Genomic DNA, 13,725 nt, shown 5'->3' with positions numbered 1-13,725 from the left:
ACCGGCGGCATGGACGAGATCCGCGGCGAATCGGATCAGCGCGGTTTCGACCTCGGCCGGGAGTACACCGACAACGACGGCGACGGCATGGATGGCGACATGCCCGATAGCGACGTCGTCGATGCCGATTTCCGCGAGGTGCCGAAGCTTGGCGACGGCCCGACCCAGGCACAGCTCGACGAGCAGCATCAGGCCGGCCGGCAAGCGGCCGCCGAAGGCAAGCCCGAGAGCGAATGCGCCGTGATGGCCGGCGAGCTGTGCATCGCATGGGTGAAGGGCTGGAAGGAGTGGCACGAGGAGCAAGCCTCCTCGGGCGACGAGGATCCGCTGTACGCCGAAGTCGAAGCGTTCGTGATCGAGCAGCAGAAAGTGACGATCTCGAGCGTGCAGCGCCAGTTCAAGATCGGCTACAACCGCGCCGCGCGGCTGATCGAGCTGCTCGAAGCGAAGGGCATCGTCAGTGCGATGGATTCGGACGGCGGCCGCACGGTGCTGCGGCCGCGCGGACCGCAGGGAGAGCAAGCGTGAAAATCACCGACATCTATGTGGCGAACGTGCTCGGGGTCCGCTCGGCGGATATCCGGCTTGCGAAGCCCGTCGCCCTCTTCACGGGCCCGAACGGCGCCGGCAAGAGCAGCCTGCAGGAAGCCGTGCGCATGGCGCTCACCGGCGATACCGTGCGCGTCGCGCTGAAGAAGGAATACGGCTCGCTCGTCACCGAAGGTGCAGACGGCGGCCAGATCGTGGTCGCGTGCGGCGAGCAGGCGAACAGCGTCATGCTGCCGTCCGGCAAGCTGAAGCGCGAGCTCGCCGAGGATCCGCGCCTTCCGCTGGTTCTCGACGCGCAGCGGTTCGCGCACCTCGGCGCGGCCGAGCGGCGCGCGTTCCTGTACGACCTGATGGGCGTGAAGATCGGCGTCGACGAAATGCGCGCCCGGCTGCTGGGCAAGCTCGGTTTCGGCGCCGATGCGGTGCCGGCGCCTGCCGCCGCGCGGCTCGCAGCCATCACGCCGATGTTGCGCGCCGGCTTCGAAGCGGCGCAGAAGGAAGCCGCCGACCGCGCGCGCGGCGCGAAGCAGTCGTGGCGCACCGCGACCGGCGAGACGTACGGCAGCCAAAAGGCAGCCACCTGGCGGCCGGCACCGGTCGAGTTCGACGAAGCTGCATTGCGGAAGCTCACGGGCGACCGCGCGGCGCTCGACGACCGGATCGGCGAACTACAGCAGCAGATCGGCGCGGCCGACGCGGCGGACACCGCGGCACGTGCGCGTGCGTCGAAGATCGCCGACCTGCGCACGCGCGCCGCCGGTTACGCGAAGGCGGTCGAGCTCGCGCAAATCGCCGACGAACAGGTCGCCGAATTCCAGCCCAAGGTCGAAGCGCTTCGTGTGCTAGCCGGCGCGGCGCCGGCCGGCACCGAATGTTCGTGCCCGGAATGCGGCGCGCTCCTGCGCTACCTCAACGGCGTGCTATCGGCGGCGGCCGCAGCCCGCGCGCGCGACGCTGACGCGGCCGCGAAGCTGCCCGAATACGAGCAGGGTTTGAAGACGCTGCAGAGCGCAGCCGCGAATCGCAAACGGGACGTCGAAGCGGCGGACGCGGCTGCGACGCAGCTGCGGGCGCTCGAAGACGACGCGGACGACAGCGGCGCGGCCGCTGCACGCGAGAGCGGCGACGCCGCGCGCTCGGAACTGGCCGACCTGCAGCGCCGCCGAAAGCAGCTCGACATCGACATCGCAACGCTTCGTGAAATCGAGCGGCGCGCCGCCGGCGCCGCCGATCTGGTGAAGCAGGCTGCGGCGCTGCACGAAGATGTCGCGGCCTACGAGGCGATCGCCGACGCGCTCGCGCCGAACGGCATCCCGGCCGACCTGCTCAGCGAAGCGCTCACGCCGATGAACGAGCGCCTGACGGACCTTGCCGAGATGTCCGAATGGGCCGACGTGACGATCACGCCGGAGATGGAAGTTCTCGCCGATGGCCGCGCGTATGCGCTGCTCTCCGAATCGGAACGCTGGCGCGTCGACGCGCACATCGCCGCGGCGATCAGCCACTTCTCGGGCCTGAAGCTGCTCGTACTCGATCGCGCCGACGTCCTGGTCGGCCCGGAACGCGACCGGCTGCTCTACTGGCTCGACGACCTGGCCTACACCGAGCAGATCGACACGGCGCTCGTGTTCATGAGCCTGAAAACGCCGCCCGGCGGCCTGCCCGAAGCCATCGAAGCATTCTGGGTCGAGGACGGTCAGGTCGCGCCGGCCGCGCAGCACGCAATACCGGAGGCAGCGTGAGAGAGGACATCGAGAAGTATCTCGCCGAGACGTCGGAAGCCACGGCGAAGGCCGTGGCGACCGGAACCGGGCTCCCGCATCTCGACGTGACGAAGGAGCTGAACCGGATGCTCGGCGAGGCGATCGTCGAGCGCGAAAAGCGGGCCGGCGGCGGCAACGAGTATGTGTACTGGCTCGCGCGCGCAGCGCAGCCGGCCACGCCAGCCGGCGACGCGCCGCCGGCCGCTATAGCGCCGCAGCTGGTTTCGGTCGGCCTGGTCGACGACTCGGTCGACCCGAACGTCCGCGTCATCGACGCCGCGCGGATCATCGCGGACCTGCGCGCCGACGTTGAGCGCCTCACCGCCGAGCGCGACGCCGCGCAACTGAAGGCCGACACCTGGCGCGCGAACGCCGCGGCGCTCGAAGCGCGCATCGACGAGCTGACGCTCGGGCCGGTCGGCGCGCGTGCGCCGTTGTTCGTGACGGTCGGCCGGTATTGCAAGCCACGGCGTCACGCATCGCTCGAGAAAGCCCAGCGGCGCGGCAGCGCGCTCGTGCGCAGCGAGAAGGAATCCGAGGTGCTTGTGCTCGAACCGGTCGGCCGGATCGTACGCGGAACGCAGTGGATGCCGTTTAAACGCGCAGCGAATCAGTAGATCTCTGGCGTGTGAAGCTCCGGCATGTTCCCGTCGATTAATGCGACCACGATCTCACTGGCGAATCAAGGTACTGAACTGGTCCTCAATAAAGCGCTTAGCCGCAATATGTACCTCTTCCAGATGGTCAAAGCTTGTACCCACGTCGCCATAGATTCGAGTCCAAGTTTCGCCCCCTTCTGCGCGAACGTCTCCGGTCAGTGACGGACCGTTATTTGCTCCGTTCGAGGCACCAAGGTTCACAACTCGGAAATCAAACCACTTTCCATTGACGATCATTTGCATCGATTCGGACATACAGACCTCACAGAGTTTCGTCGATCGTAGCAGACCTCACCCCCAAGCCGCGCGAATTCCGGTGCCTCGGATGCGCGGCTTCTTTTGTGGGCGGCTTGTGTAGCGCCCAGCTTTCTGCAACTTACTTCGAAAGGTTGAGACCTCGGGCGACCGCGTCGCCATATGACGCACCTGCTTTCGCATTCGCGGCGCACTCACCGAGCATCTGCTCCTGGCGCACTCTATCTGCAGGATCCGAACTACCCACCGTGTCGTGCAGATACACAGCCGCATCCATGCAAGTCTTTTCCGTTTTTGTGTACATCCGGAACATCGGATAGGCAATTGCAAAGATCATCGCCAGAACGGCGAAGTACAAGATTCTCACCACAGTTCTCCATTTTTGGCCCAAGGAACATTCATGACGATCGGGAACGAAAATAGCCCGCTCACGCGGAACGCGAGCGGGCAAGAAAACGGAACAGAAATCGAGGCACGAGGACTGTCCTCAGCAGTTAACGGCACGCAGACCGAGAACCTTACCTCGCGAAAGAGCCCCGCTCCCGAACAGGCAAGCGAGGCGACAGCAGCGCGGCCGAGTATGGAGGACTCGACCGCAGAAGGCATTGTCGACGCGCGCACCGCTGGAGGCAATGAGACTAGTTCGAAAGTGAGCCGCGCTGATGCGCTGACGGACCGAATTGTCGAAGCAGCATTGAAGCACTTACGACCGTTTTCGTCTGATTCGGCGAAGGCTGCATTGAAAGACAGCATTAAGGGCATCCTCGCCACATCCCCTGCCTCGCAGCCCGCAGCAGCGCCAACTATAGAGCAACGCCTAAGCAGCGAGACTCAATCCGGCCATTATTGGATGAGTAGCGACGATCGTTGGTACGTGATTCAAGTGAGGGACGGCCACTACAGACACTGTGGGGCATCCGCTGACATCCCTCTTCGGGATGCACAGGCCTTTTCTATCAGACCTATTCAAGAACCCAACGCAGCACCCGCGCCGGCGGACGAGCGGGCGGCGTTCGAGGCGTGGCTTCGGAGCCAGGGCAGCAGCGAAGACAATCTCGAACGATGGGTGCGAAACACCGACCAGTATTCCAGTCAGGTTGTTCAGGCGGCATGGGAAGGCTGGACAGCCCGCGCCTCCTCTGCCAACGAGACGGGGGCGGAAGGTGTCCGCGCATGGGAAACCGACGACGGCCGCGTGATCAGCGATGCGCAGAAGCAGCAAGCGCTGCGGGACGGCGGTGCTTCGGCATCGTCGGTTCGGCCGTTCTACATTGCGCTCGGCAAGATCTCCGCCGCGCAGGCGGCGGAACCGGTTGGCGAAATCGTCACGTTCGGTCCGGAGCTGAAGGAGGTTTCATGGCGTGCCGGGAAGATGCCCGAGATAGGCACGAAGCTCTACGCGGTCCCGCAGCCTCCCGCGCAGGTATCCGGAATCATCGAGGCCATCGCGGCACAATGGGACGGCTGCACGTACGCGTCACCGGGCGAGGACATCGACATCGGTACTGCGATTCGCACGGCGTGGAAGCGACTCACTGGCTCTTCCACGCAGGCAGACGCTCGAATCGACGTGGAAGCCATGCTGCGCGCCTGTGTGCCCGGCGGGAACATCTGCGATCCGCAACGGATTGCCGATTCGATCAGGGAGTGGTTCAACGAACGCGGCGCTCGGGAAGGCGCTCGGGAGGGGCTGACGGACAGCGAGCGCAACGCGATCGAGCGCGCAATCAGCGAGGTCGAGCTGTGCTGCCAGTTCTCGCTCGCGAGCGAGCTGCGCGCCCTTCTCGCCGCCCATCCGGACCAGCCGACGGCGCGCGCCGACGATTGGATCCGGGTCGACGTTCAACGCCCGATCGATGCCGGAATTGCTCCCGACGATGATGTGCTCGCCTGGAACAACGACCCGGGATTCCCTACGATCGTCGAGGCAAGTTTCGTCACACTGAGCTTTCCCGAATACACACACTGGAAGGCGAAGCCGAAGGGGCCCGCTGATACCGCCCAGACAGGAGACGCATCGTGAGCAAGTTCCAGAAGCTCGACGCGCTGATCGTCGCGTCGATCGACGCGACTCCGAAGAAGTTCGCAGCCGTCAATACCGGTGCAGTGCGCGAGGAAAGCGAGCGGCTCGCGCGCGAAGAATGTCGGCCGACCACCTTCGGTGAAGTCGTCGGCTGGCGTATTGTTGACCGGCGTCTTCAGGCCGTGCGCAAGACCGGGAAGATCCGTTCGACGTCGAAAGGATGGGTGCGAGCATGAAGATCACTGATGACATGCTGACGGAGTGGTTTCCGCCTGATACGAATCCTATTCACCGAGGCGTTTACCGCACGAAAATCATCTGGGGGGATGGCCTCATAAAGCGGGCGTTTTCATATTGGAACGGAAAGCAATGGAGCAACGGTAGAACCACCGCCCAAGAAGCGGCGACATTTGCAAAAAGATTTGTCCCCGGAGTCCAGTTCAAGCACTGGAAAGGCCTCAAGGAGAAGCACCATGGATGAGCACAGCTTGACAGCGGCTCGCGACGCTGCGACTGCATATGCCCGTGAGCATGCTCGCGAATTGGCCACTGAACTGCTGGAATGGAGCGATACCACTTTGCTTCGCGATGGCAGAGTGCGCGAACTTGCGCGGATGCTTCAGGTGCTCGACGCCGCACATGCTCTGAAGCTCGCGCGCTCTTTTGCCGAACGCGCAGCGCTTGAACTGGCCGCTGGCCGCACCGTGGCCGACAAGGAGGCATGGGTATGTGTTGACGAGAAGCTACCGACCTGCAACCGGAAGGCCGGATCGCTGGGCGTCGAAGTGCTGATCTGGCCAGCAATGGAAACCGGTGAACGCACGGCGTTCTTCGGTCGACGGATCAGCCAGAAGCCTATGTTCTATCGCTACGGCGCCCCCGTTCACGGCGTTACCCACTGGATGCCGCTACCCGCTGAACCGCCCCGCGAAGAGCCCAGCTCACGATGAGCGATGAAGCTGCGCGTAGATCTCGCGCATGCCTCGGTGGGTGCAGGGCCGCCCGGGCGCGACGTTCTCAATCGCTATGTTGATGTCGCGTGGAGATAGGTCTGGATGGCGCAGTCGATCGTACAAGGCATCAATGTGATCGGCATGGAGGAATTTCTGGCTTTTTTTGTTAAACCATATCCGCTCCTTACCGTCCTTCATCTCGTTGACGCACAAGCGCTTCGCCCGCGCGATTTCGAATACGAGGGTGCGAAATTCCGCCTTGGTCATATTGGACGTCCCGATCACGCGTATCGCGTCAACCACTCTTCGGAAAACTGCTTCGCATAGGCGACCGCTTCCGCCTCTGTGTCGAACTCCCCGAGTTTCCGAAACGCCGCCTCGCGGCTGAATCCCACTTTCGTCACTTCGACCTGCGCGGCGAACTTGCCGTCATCGGTCGGGCGTGGCGTGCAATTCATCTCGTACCCACGCATCAGGAAAACCGTTTTCATCTGGTGCTCGCTGGAAAAATCCGGAGGAATCGTAGCATGTCGACGTCGACACACAATCTGTGGACGACCGCCGAGGCGCGCCTGCTCGGCCGCCTCTATCCGTCCCACATCCCGGCCAAGGCTCTGTACGCAGCGTTTCCGCGTCATTCGCGTAAGTCAGTCCAGACCTTTGCCACCAGGGTGCTCAAGATCAAGCGGGCGCGGCGCGACTACAGGGCGCATGCGACGCCGGCGTGGGACAGGATGCGCGCCATTCTCGAGCGGGAGCACCTGACCGTTCGCGAGCTGGTGGAGCGCTGTGGCGTTTCACAGCAGCGCATCAGCGAGCTGCTGACGATTCACCGTACCGAGGTGCGCATCGTCGACTGGATTCCACCCGTCGGCCGAGCTCAGTGGCGGGCGGTCTGGGCGGTCGGCACCGGGCCCGATGTTCCGTGCCCGGCCGCTATCAAAACTGCAGCTGCTCGCGCGGCACGCAGCGCCATGAAGCGCAATCCGTTCCTCGCCGCGGCGGGTCTCGTGACGATTCCCGCCGGCGAGCGCGGCCGTGTTTTCCAGCAGCCCATGGACATCGACGATGAGGAGCTGGCGGCATGAGCACGCGAACCATCATCGAGATCAACCACGACTTCCTGCATCGACTGCTGGCCGATCCCCTCGCCCTCGCCGACACACTGCACTCGGTCTGCTGCGACCACCAAGCCGAGCTCAACGACGACAACGGCCGCGGCCGGCCGCTCGACCTCGGTGGCGGCATTCGCATCGTCTACCGCCGGCACCATTCCGAGGAAGCGCGGCTCATGACCAAATACGTGGACATCCAGATATGACCGCACTTTTCTACCTTCAGGACAGCCGTTCGTTCGTCGGCAATGACGTGCTGTGGTGGGCCGATCCCGACGGCTATACGACCGATCTGCGCAAAGCTCGGCTTTTCACCAGGGACGACGCGCAGCAGCACCACAACATCCGCGAGACGGACATCCCGTGGCCGAAGGAGTACATCGACGCCAAGACGCGCCCGGCCGTCGACGTGCAGTACATCAAGCGCGACGAAGCGCTCGCTGGAACCGGAATCACACTGACCAAGCCTCGGAAGGCGCACGCCGACCGCGTGAACTGCGTCGGATGCGGCCGTTTCCTGCGAGACGCTGACCGTTATTCCCTCGACTGCCCACACTGCGGAGCGGACAACAGACCATGAGCGAGAACACAAAGATCGAGTGGTGCGACCACACGTTCAACCCGTGGGAAGGCTGCCAGAAGGTCGGCCCGGGCTGTGACCACTGCTACGCCGAGTCGCGCAACGCGCGATTCGCGGGCGGCACGCCCGTGAACTGGGGCCCCGGCGCGCCGCGCCGCCGTACGTCACCGGCGAACTGGCGTAAGCCACTCGCATGGGAAGCGGCGCATGCCGAATTCTTCGCCGCGCACGGCCGGCGCCAGCGCGTGTTCTGCGCGTCGCTCGCCGACGTGTTCGACAACGCTGTCGATCCCGCATGGCGGGTCGACCTGTTCGATCTGATCCGATCCACGCCGAACCTCGACTGGCTGATGCTCACGAAGCGGATAGGCAACGTGCGCCCGATGTTGTCGGAGGCGTTATCGATCGCTCAGCACTACGGCATCCGCGGAACTTTGGCCAACTGGCTTGCGTGCTGGGTTGATGGCGAACCGCCGGCCAACGTCTGGCTCGGCGCGACGATTGTGAACCAGGCCGAGGCCGACCGCGACATCGAGAAGCTTCTCATGACGCCGGCGTACCGCCGGTTCCTATCCATGGAGCCGCTTCTGGGGCGGGTCGATCTTCGAGCGTGGTTCGATCCAACTGGTGTGTGCTCCATGCGGGAAATGCAGTCCTGCGAGGATTGCCCTGCCGACGCGCCGTGGATTCACGGACCGACCACCGAATACGCGGAGGACGGGACGGGATTTAGCTCGCCCGAGATCGACTGGGTGATCGTCGGCGGCGAAAGCGGCAACGGTGCGCGGCCGATGCACCCCGAATGGCCGCGCGATCTTCGCGACCAGTGCGCGGCCTACGGCGTGCCGTTCTTCATGAAGCAGATGACCAAAAAGGCTGACATCCCGGCCGACCTCTTGACCAGGGAGTTTCCCCATGCCAACTCGTGAGCAGCGTGCGCGCCGCCTCGGCGTGCCCGTGGATCAGTTGCCCGACGGACGCGGGAAGAACCCGAACTCGTGGCACAACACAAAACGCGGTGATGCACACCATCGCTGGAACGACGGGCGCATGCTGAGCGACGATGGTTACGTGAAGGTCCGCGTCGGCACCGAACACCCGCTTGCCGATGCCAATGGCTACGCATACGAACATCTGGTCGTGTGGTGCGCTGCAGGCAATCCGCGCCCCGGACCTGGTGAATTGCTGCACCACAAGAACGAGAACAAGGCCGACAACCGGTACGCGAATCTCGAATTGAAGCCGCGCGCAGACCATAGTCGCGAACACACCGCCGAGCGTCAGCGCGACTCTCTCGGCCGGCTGCTGCCGCACGCCGCCGGCCGCCACCTCGACGGCCGCACGCACGACGAATTCCCGGAGGCACGATGAAATCCGAATTCAAAATCCAGCGGCCCGACGACGTGCCGATGACGCTCACCATGACGATGACGCTCGGCGAGTGGAAGAAGTTGCAGGAGCAACTCGCGACCACCTACCCGTCGTGGAAGTTGTCGACAAACATCCGCGAGATGGTGCGCCTCGCGACGACGACGTTCGCAGAAACGAAGGAGCTCGACCTGTGATGGAACGCCCTATCCTTTTCAGCTGCCCGATGGTGCGCGCCATCCTCGAAGGCCGTAAAACGCAGACGCGCCGCGTAATGAAGCACCAGCCGCCCGACGACGTCGCGCCGATCACCGTCGCGCGGTATCACCCGACAATCGTCGATCGACACGGCGACGAAGCGCCAGGCGATGAAATCTTCGGTGCATTCAGCGACGACGGCGACTGGGGGTGCAAGTCGCCATTCGGGGAACCCGGCGACCGGCTGTGGGTGCGCGAGACGCACCTGAACTGGTGGAAGCTCGATGAGGCCAATCCCGACGGCCCGCGCGTGTTCTCGCATGTCGCCGCGTACGCGGCCGACGGATACGAACTGCAGCCAGGCGAGACGTGGATTCCGTCGATCCACATGCTGCGCGCCGCCTCACGCATCACGCTCGAGATCACCGGCGTGCGCGCCGAGCGCCTCCAGAGCATCAGCGAGTCGGACGCGCGCGACGAAGGCGTGACGATCGCTGATCACCACATGCGCGGCTACAGTGCCGGCGCCTTCCGGCCGCCGAGCATCCGCGCATTCCACGACCTGTGGGACAGCCTGAATGCCGCTCGCGGGCACGGCTGGGACATGAACCCATGGGTATGGGTCGTGGCATTTCGAAGGATCGAATCATGAGCCTCTATCTCACCACTCCGGAGCTAGCCGAGCTGGTCGGCTGCAAGCCGCGTAGCCATGCCTGCATGAAGCGCTGGCTCGAGCGCAATCACTGGCCGTTCGCGGTCAACATCGCCGGCGTGCCGCTCGTCGCGCGCGAGTACTACGACGCCCGCATGAACGGCACTGCACTGCCAACACCCGCGCGCCGGCACCGCGCCGCCGCGTCGGAAGAACCGAACTTCGCCGCACTTTGATCATGATCGGACGACGCAAACGGCCGGATGGGTTGCCCTTCCGGCTCTACGCCCACTACGGGAAACACAAGGTCAGCTTCGGCTACAAGCTGCCGAACGGCCGCTGGGCGTTCCGCCTGTCGGCGCCGGCGCACAACAAGGAAGCACTTGCCGAGATCCGCAAGCAGGCGATTGAGCGCGCCGAGGCGCTCAACGGAAACGCGATCGAACCCGGCACGGTCGAGGCGCTCGTCGCCCGGTACTTCGAATGGCAGGACGGCCTGCCGCACACCGATGAGCGCCACAAGGCTCAGTCCACCCTTGACGAGAACCGCGTCGAGTCGAAGCGCCTGGTCAAGGTCTTCGGGAAGATGGTGCCGGCGGCGATCAAGCCGAAGCACGTCTACGGATACCTCGACAAACGTGCGCAGCTCGGCGCGCCGGCGAAGGCCAACAAGGAAATCGCCCTGCTGTCTGCGGTGCTCGAATATGGTCGGCGCCGCGGCGAGCTCGAAACCAACCCGTGCCGCGGTATCGAATACAACCCGACGCGGCCGCGCCAGCGGTACGTGCGTCAGGACGAGATCGATCTCGCAGTAGAAGTCGCGCGGTCGCGTCGAAGCATCGGCGACCAGCATCCGAGTTCCGCGTACCTGATCCTCGCGCTATGCGTGAAGGCCGCCTATCTGACGGTCAGCCGTCCGACGGAGATGCGGGAGCTGCACCGCCAGAGCATCCGCACTGAAGGCGTCGAGGTGCCGATCGGGAAGCGCAAGGCCGGCGAACAGCAGCGAGTCAAGCTCGTGCTGTGGTCACCCGAGCTGAAGGCGGTGATCGACGAGGCGCTCGCGCTGCAGCGCACGTCGAGCGTGCACGTGTTCGGCAACACCGCCGGCCAAGTGTACACACGCAGCGGATGGAACACGAACTGGTCGCGGCTGATGGGCTACTGCGAAAAGGAAGCGCAGGCGCGCGGCGTGCCGTTCGAACGGTTTGCGTTGCGCGACATGCGGCCGGCGGCGGTCACCGATCGGCAGGAGGAAGGCGACGACCGGATTATCGATGCGACTGGCCATGCGGATGAGCGCATGGTACGCAAAACCTACGATCGTCGGCGCCAGCGAAAAGTCAGAGCAACGCGCTAACGCGACGAGGTATCTTCACGATAGGATCGTATTCGTATGCGTCACCACAAGATTCGGATCGAACACGAGTTCGATATCACAGATGTTGTGCGTTCCCCCAGTCCCAAATGCGGTGCCAGAAGAGACAATTTTGAGTGTCATCTTCCCCTTAAGGGCATTGCCCAATTCGGTTCGAATGCTGTCGACACTAGACTGCAAAGTACGGTCGGCTTTCACTGTGAGGCTTCGCGTTCCGCGCAGCGCCTCTTGTCGGCAAGTGTCAACAAATTGCGTAACGGCGGGTCTATCATCGCCGCCCAATGCCCAAATTGCTCGCTTCAGGGCATCCCCTACAGTATTCCGTTGCTCGAAATCGATTACACGCGCAGCAAGTTGACTGAAATCGGTTCTAAGGGCCGACCCTGCCACTCCAAGCTCACGCTGAAGCGACTTGAATGCAAACTCAAGGTCTGCCGGAGCGTTTCCGTTGATCGCATTCAGTGCGTTGAGTGGTGCCGGCAGATTTGATCGCGACGCTTCTGAATGGCAAATGGGAAGCGCCATAATTCGATTGCCGCCGTTGGATTTCTGTACTGCACCTCGGCACCAAACTGCACCTAACTCGAAATTGACCCACGGGCGACTGATTGACTTCGGGCTAATCAAATAAAGTGCGGAAATGCAATTCACCAGACCGGCTTCCACTGCTTCTACGAAATGCGATCCTGCCGCGATCCCGGTGCCCTGTGCGATCCCTTGATGGTCAGATGAGACAAACACCTCAACAAATCCACCGAACTCGACCTCGATTGCGTCCTTGAAGAGCTTGGCAAGTTCGCCTTCCTCGTGGATATGCGAAATGAAAATCAACGGCTTCTTGAAAGACGACATCCCTACCCCCGCAGGTATCGAACAGCACACAAGGACGCAAAAAAGCCCGCGCTTCGGCGGGCTCTTGCTTTCCATCTTCCAAATTTTGGAATCTCATCTTCCAAAACTTGTAACACATCAGCTTGTTTCTGCTGCAAGTGCTTGAATTTGTTGGGGTGGCTGATGGGACTCGAACCCACGACGACAGGAATCACAATCCTGGACTCTACCAACTGAGCTACAGCCACCACTGATACTGCTTGCTTCGTTTCGCTGTTTTGTTTCAGCAGCGAAGAACAAGATTATACGAACACTTTTGAATCTTGCAAAGCCTTTTTTTCAAAAATTTCTTCGGCTTCGTTCAGATGCGCGCGCGCCTCGTCGAACACGGCCAGATCGCCGCGCGCCAGCTTCTTGTTGTCGGACAGCACGCGACGCCAGCCACGCGCGCCCGGCATGCCGCGATACAGCCCGAGCGCGTGCCGCACGATCGCACCGAGGTAGGTGCCACGCTTCAGCTCGGCCGCGCAATACGCGATCAGTTGCGCTTCAGCCTCTTCGCGCGTCGGTACCGCTGCGGTGGATCCGTAGAAGCGCGCATCGACTTCCGCCAGCACGTACGGGTTGTGATACGCCTCGCGGCCGAGCATCACGCCGTCGACGTGCTCGAGATGCTGAGCGACTTCATCGAGCGTCGTGATACCGCCGTTGATCACGATCTCCAGCGACGGAAAATCGCGCTTCAACCGATACGCATAGTCGTACTTGAGCGGCGGGATCTCGCGATTCTCCTTCGGTGACAGTCCCTTCAGGATCGCGTTGCGCGCATGCACGACGAACGTTTCGCAACCGGCCTCGGCCACCGTGCCGACGAAGTCGCGCACGAACGCGTAGTCCTCGACCGCATCGACCCCGATCCGGTGCTTGACCGTCACCGGCACCGCCACCGCATCGCGCATCGCCTTCACGCAGTCGGCCACGAGTTGCGGCTCGTTCATCAGGCATGCACCGAACGCACCGCGCTGCACGCGCTCGGACGGGCACCCGCAGTTCAGGTTGATTTCGTCGTAGCCCCACTGCTCGCCGAGCTTTGCGGCGCGCGCGAGATCGTCCCGCTCGCTGCCGCCCAGTTGCAGCGCGATCGGCGATTCGCTCGGCGTGAACGCAAGATGCCGCTGGGCATCGCCGAACAGCAGCGCGCCCGTCGTGATCATCTCCGTATACAGCCACGTATTGCGCGTCAGCGTGCGGTGGAACGACCGGCAATGGCGGTCCGTCCAGTCGAGCATCGGGGCCACCGAAACGCGCCTACCCTTTGATTTAGTTGAAAGATTCTGTTGCATCAAGCGTTTACGCCGGTTTTCGGCATGTGTGATTCGACGCGCTTCTCAGTAGTTTTTG

23 protein-coding genes and 1 tRNA gene are annotated in these 13,725 nt (G+C 63.2%); 17 read left to right on the top strand and 7 right to left on the bottom strand.

The window, feature by feature from the left end:
• The first annotated feature begins 9 nt into the window (after window positions 1-9).
• Genes DFS13_RS08275 through DFS13_RS08265 form a run of 3 tightly spaced genes read left to right on the top strand, consistent with a single transcriptional unit; the run spans window position 10 to window position 2,929 of the window.
• Window positions 10-528, top strand: coding sequence for a DNA translocase FtsK (locus DFS13_RS08275; RefSeq protein ID WP_309251507.1), 519 nt, complete (start codon window positions 10-12; stop codon window positions 526-528).
• The gene (locus DFS13_RS08270; RefSeq protein WP_111441607.1) at window positions 525-2,291 is read left to right on the top strand and encodes an AAA family ATPase; all 1,767 of its coding nucleotides are present in this window, start codon (window positions 525-527) and stop codon (window positions 2,289-2,291) included. The genes DFS13_RS08275 and DFS13_RS08270 overlap by 4 nt, the downstream gene beginning before the upstream one ends.
• Window positions 2,288-2,929 carry a 1-pyrroline-5-carboxylate dehydrogenase gene (locus DFS13_RS08265; RefSeq protein ID WP_111441606.1) on the top strand — a complete coding sequence of 214 codons (642 nt, stop codon included), beginning with the start codon at window positions 2,288-2,290 and terminating at the stop codon, window positions 2,927-2,929. Before DFS13_RS08270 ends, DFS13_RS08265 begins: the two co-directional genes overlap by 4 nt.
• Before the next feature lie 54 nt (window positions 2,930-2,983).
• Here DFS13_RS08265 and DFS13_RS39805 read toward each other — a convergent pair whose 3' ends face one another.
• Window positions 2,984-3,226, bottom strand: coding sequence for a hypothetical protein (locus DFS13_RS39805; protein ID WP_134163143.1), 243 nt, complete (start codon window positions 3,224-3,226; stop codon window positions 2,984-2,986).
• Window positions 3,227-3,347: 121 nt separating this feature from the next.
• Window positions 3,348-3,593, bottom strand: a complete 246-nt coding sequence (locus DFS13_RS08260) for a hypothetical protein (protein ID WP_111441605.1) — start codon at window positions 3,591-3,593, stop codon at window positions 3,348-3,350.
• Window positions 3,594-3,626: 33 nt separating this feature from the next.
• Here DFS13_RS08260 and DFS13_RS40245 point away from each other — a divergent pair, with 33 nt between their 5' ends.
• From DFS13_RS40245 to DFS13_RS08245, 4 genes are read left to right on the top strand one after another with little or no spacing between them, the layout of a single operon-like run.
• A complete protein-coding gene (locus DFS13_RS40245; protein ID WP_181461609.1) occupies window positions 3,627-5,249 on the top strand; it encodes a hypothetical protein in 1,623 nt (540 codons plus the stop codon).
• Entirely contained in the window at window positions 5,246-5,485 is a 240-nt protein-coding gene (locus tag DFS13_RS08250; RefSeq protein WP_111441604.1) for a hypothetical protein, read from the top strand. The genes DFS13_RS40245 and DFS13_RS08250 overlap by 4 nt, the downstream gene beginning before the upstream one ends.
• On the top strand, window positions 5,482-5,730 hold the full coding sequence (locus tag DFS13_RS39800; RefSeq protein ID WP_134163144.1) for a hypothetical protein: 249 nt from the start codon (window positions 5,482-5,484) through the stop codon (window positions 5,728-5,730). Before DFS13_RS08250 ends, DFS13_RS39800 begins: the two co-directional genes overlap by 4 nt.
• Window positions 5,723-6,199, top strand: a complete 477-nt coding sequence (locus tag DFS13_RS08245; protein ID WP_111441603.1) for a DUF551 domain-containing protein — start codon at window positions 5,723-5,725, stop codon at window positions 6,197-6,199. Before DFS13_RS39800 ends, DFS13_RS08245 begins: the two co-directional genes overlap by 8 nt.
• Here the strand turns inward: DFS13_RS08245 and DFS13_RS08240 are convergent.
• Entirely contained in the window at window positions 6,191-6,469 is a 279-nt protein-coding gene (locus DFS13_RS08240; protein ID WP_134163145.1) for a hypothetical protein, read from the bottom strand. The genes DFS13_RS08245 and DFS13_RS08240 overlap by 9 nt on opposite strands.
• A 14-nt stretch (window positions 6,470-6,483) precedes the next feature.
• Window positions 6,484-6,693: a hypothetical protein gene (locus DFS13_RS08235; protein ID WP_023474754.1), complete on the bottom strand. Its 210-nt coding sequence runs from the start codon at window positions 6,691-6,693 to the stop codon at window positions 6,484-6,486.
• A 36-nt stretch (window positions 6,694-6,729) separates the two neighbouring features.
• Here DFS13_RS08235 and DFS13_RS08230 point away from each other — a divergent pair, with 36 nt between their 5' ends.
• From DFS13_RS08230 to DFS13_RS40785, 9 genes are read left to right on the top strand one after another with little or no spacing between them, the layout of a single operon-like run.
• Window positions 6,730-7,290 carry a helix-turn-helix transcriptional regulator gene (locus tag DFS13_RS08230; RefSeq protein ID WP_111441601.1) on the top strand — a complete coding sequence of 187 codons (561 nt, stop codon included), beginning with the start codon at window positions 6,730-6,732 and terminating at the stop codon, window positions 7,288-7,290.
• Window positions 7,287-7,523, top strand: a complete 237-nt coding sequence (locus DFS13_RS08225; RefSeq protein WP_111441600.1) for a hypothetical protein — start codon at window positions 7,287-7,289, stop codon at window positions 7,521-7,523. The genes DFS13_RS08230 and DFS13_RS08225 overlap by 4 nt, the downstream gene beginning before the upstream one ends.
• The gene (locus DFS13_RS08220; RefSeq protein ID WP_111441599.1) at window positions 7,520-7,897 is read left to right on the top strand and encodes a hypothetical protein; all 378 of its coding nucleotides are present in this window, start codon (window positions 7,520-7,522) and stop codon (window positions 7,895-7,897) included. The genes DFS13_RS08225 and DFS13_RS08220 overlap by 4 nt, the downstream gene beginning before the upstream one ends.
• Entirely contained in the window at window positions 7,894-8,826 is a 933-nt protein-coding gene (locus DFS13_RS08215) for a phage Gp37/Gp68 family protein (RefSeq protein ID WP_111441598.1), read from the top strand. The genes DFS13_RS08220 and DFS13_RS08215 overlap by 4 nt, the downstream gene beginning before the upstream one ends.
• 28 nt (window positions 8,827-8,854) lie before the next feature.
• Entirely contained in the window at window positions 8,855-9,268 is a 414-nt protein-coding gene (locus tag DFS13_RS08210) for an HNH endonuclease (RefSeq protein WP_181461608.1), read from the top strand.
• Window positions 9,265-9,462, top strand: a complete 198-nt coding sequence (locus DFS13_RS08205; RefSeq protein ID WP_034201656.1) for a hypothetical protein — start codon at window positions 9,265-9,267, stop codon at window positions 9,460-9,462. The genes DFS13_RS08210 and DFS13_RS08205 overlap by 4 nt, the downstream gene beginning before the upstream one ends.
• The gene (locus tag DFS13_RS08200) at window positions 9,459-10,115 is read left to right on the top strand and encodes a hypothetical protein (protein WP_111441596.1); all 657 of its coding nucleotides are present in this window, start codon (window positions 9,459-9,461) and stop codon (window positions 10,113-10,115) included. The genes DFS13_RS08205 and DFS13_RS08200 overlap by 4 nt, the downstream gene beginning before the upstream one ends.
• Window positions 10,112-10,351: a DUF4224 domain-containing protein gene (locus DFS13_RS08195; protein WP_166677907.1), complete on the top strand. Its 240-nt coding sequence runs from the start codon at window positions 10,112-10,114 to the stop codon at window positions 10,349-10,351. The genes DFS13_RS08200 and DFS13_RS08195 overlap by 4 nt, the downstream gene beginning before the upstream one ends.
• Window positions 10,352-10,353: 2 nt before the next feature.
• A complete protein-coding gene (locus tag DFS13_RS40785) occupies window positions 10,354-11,475 on the top strand; it encodes a hypothetical protein (protein ID WP_111441594.1) in 1,122 nt (373 codons plus the stop codon).
• A gap of 15 nt (window positions 11,476-11,490) precedes the next feature.
• Here DFS13_RS40785 and DFS13_RS08185 read toward each other — a convergent pair whose 3' ends face one another.
• Window positions 11,491-12,324, bottom strand: a complete 834-nt coding sequence (locus tag DFS13_RS08185; RefSeq protein WP_166677908.1) for a toll/interleukin-1 receptor domain-containing protein — start codon at window positions 12,322-12,324, stop codon at window positions 11,491-11,493.
• On the opposite strand from DFS13_RS08185, the gene DFS13_RS40240 reads away from it, so the two are divergent.
• On the top strand, window positions 12,314-12,490 hold the full coding sequence (locus tag DFS13_RS40240) for a hypothetical protein (protein WP_166677909.1): 177 nt from the start codon (window positions 12,314-12,316) through the stop codon (window positions 12,488-12,490). The two genes, DFS13_RS08185 and DFS13_RS40240, sit on opposite strands and share 11 nt — an antisense overlap.
• Window positions 12,491-12,496: 6 nt before the next feature.
• Here the strand turns inward: DFS13_RS40240 and DFS13_RS08180 are convergent.
• A tRNA-His gene (locus DFS13_RS08180) sits at window positions 12,497-12,572 on the bottom strand.
• A 54-nt stretch (window positions 12,573-12,626) separates the two neighbouring features.
• Entirely contained in the window at window positions 12,627-13,667 is a 1,041-nt protein-coding gene (gene dusA / locus DFS13_RS08175) for a tRNA dihydrouridine(20/20a) synthase DusA (protein ID WP_111441592.1), read from the bottom strand.
• Between the last annotated feature and the right edge of the window lie 58 nt (window positions 13,668-13,725).

This window comes from Burkholderia sp. 28_3 (genome assembly GCF_003253915.1).
Lineage (GTDB): Bacteria > Pseudomonadota > Gammaproteobacteria > Burkholderiales > Burkholderiaceae > Burkholderia > Burkholderia cenocepacia.
Note: the sequence above shows the minus strand (reverse complement) of the source record. Positions and strands in the feature narration are given on the sequence as shown.

Bases quoted from the DNA above. Each gene is read 5' to 3' on its own strand.
- DFS13_RS08235 (WP_023474754.1), bottom strand. From the start codon at position 6,693: ATGAAAACGGTTTTCCTGATGCGTGGGTACGAGATGAATTGCACGCCA.
- DFS13_RS08225 (WP_111441600.1), top strand. From the start codon at position 7,287: ATGAGCACGCGAACCATCATCGAGATCAACCACGACTTCCTGCATCGA.
- DFS13_RS40245 (WP_181461609.1), top strand. From the start codon at position 3,627: ATGACGATCGGGAACGAAAATAGCCCGCTCACGCGGAACGCGAGCGGG.
- DFS13_RS40785 (WP_111441594.1), top strand. From the start codon at position 10,354: ATGATCGGACGACGCAAACGGCCGGATGGGTTGCCCTTCCGGCTCTAC.
- DFS13_RS08275 (WP_309251507.1), top strand. From the start codon at position 10: ATGGACGAGATCCGCGGCGAATCGGATCAGCGCGGTTTCGACCTCGGC.
- DFS13_RS39805 (WP_134163143.1), bottom strand. From the start codon at position 3,226: ATGTCCGAATCGATGCAAATGATCGTCAATGGAAAGTGGTTTGATTTC.
- DFS13_RS08245 (WP_111441603.1), top strand. From the start codon at position 5,723: ATGGATGAGCACAGCTTGACAGCGGCTCGCGACGCTGCGACTGCATAT.
- DFS13_RS39800 (WP_134163144.1), top strand. From the start codon at position 5,482: ATGAAGATCACTGATGACATGCTGACGGAGTGGTTTCCGCCTGATACG.
- DFS13_RS08215 (WP_111441598.1), top strand. From the start codon at position 7,894: ATGAGCGAGAACACAAAGATCGAGTGGTGCGACCACACGTTCAACCCG.
- DFS13_RS08240 (WP_134163145.1), bottom strand. From the start codon at position 6,469: ATGACCAAGGCGGAATTTCGCACCCTCGTATTCGAAATCGCGCGGGCG.
- DFS13_RS40240 (WP_166677909.1), top strand. From the start codon at position 12,314: ATGAAAATCAACGGCTTCTTGAAAGACGACATCCCTACCCCCGCAGGT.
- DFS13_RS08230 (WP_111441601.1), top strand. From the start codon at position 6,730: ATGTCGACGTCGACACACAATCTGTGGACGACCGCCGAGGCGCGCCTG.
- DFS13_RS08220 (WP_111441599.1), top strand. From the start codon at position 7,520: ATGACCGCACTTTTCTACCTTCAGGACAGCCGTTCGTTCGTCGGCAAT.
- DFS13_RS08205 (WP_034201656.1), top strand. From the start codon at position 9,265: ATGAAATCCGAATTCAAAATCCAGCGGCCCGACGACGTGCCGATGACG.
- DFS13_RS08195 (WP_166677907.1), top strand. From the start codon at position 10,112: ATGAGCCTCTATCTCACCACTCCGGAGCTAGCCGAGCTGGTCGGCTGC.
- dusA (WP_111441592.1), bottom strand. From the start codon at position 13,667: ATGCAACAGAATCTTTCAACTAAATCAAAGGGTAGGCGCGTTTCGGTG.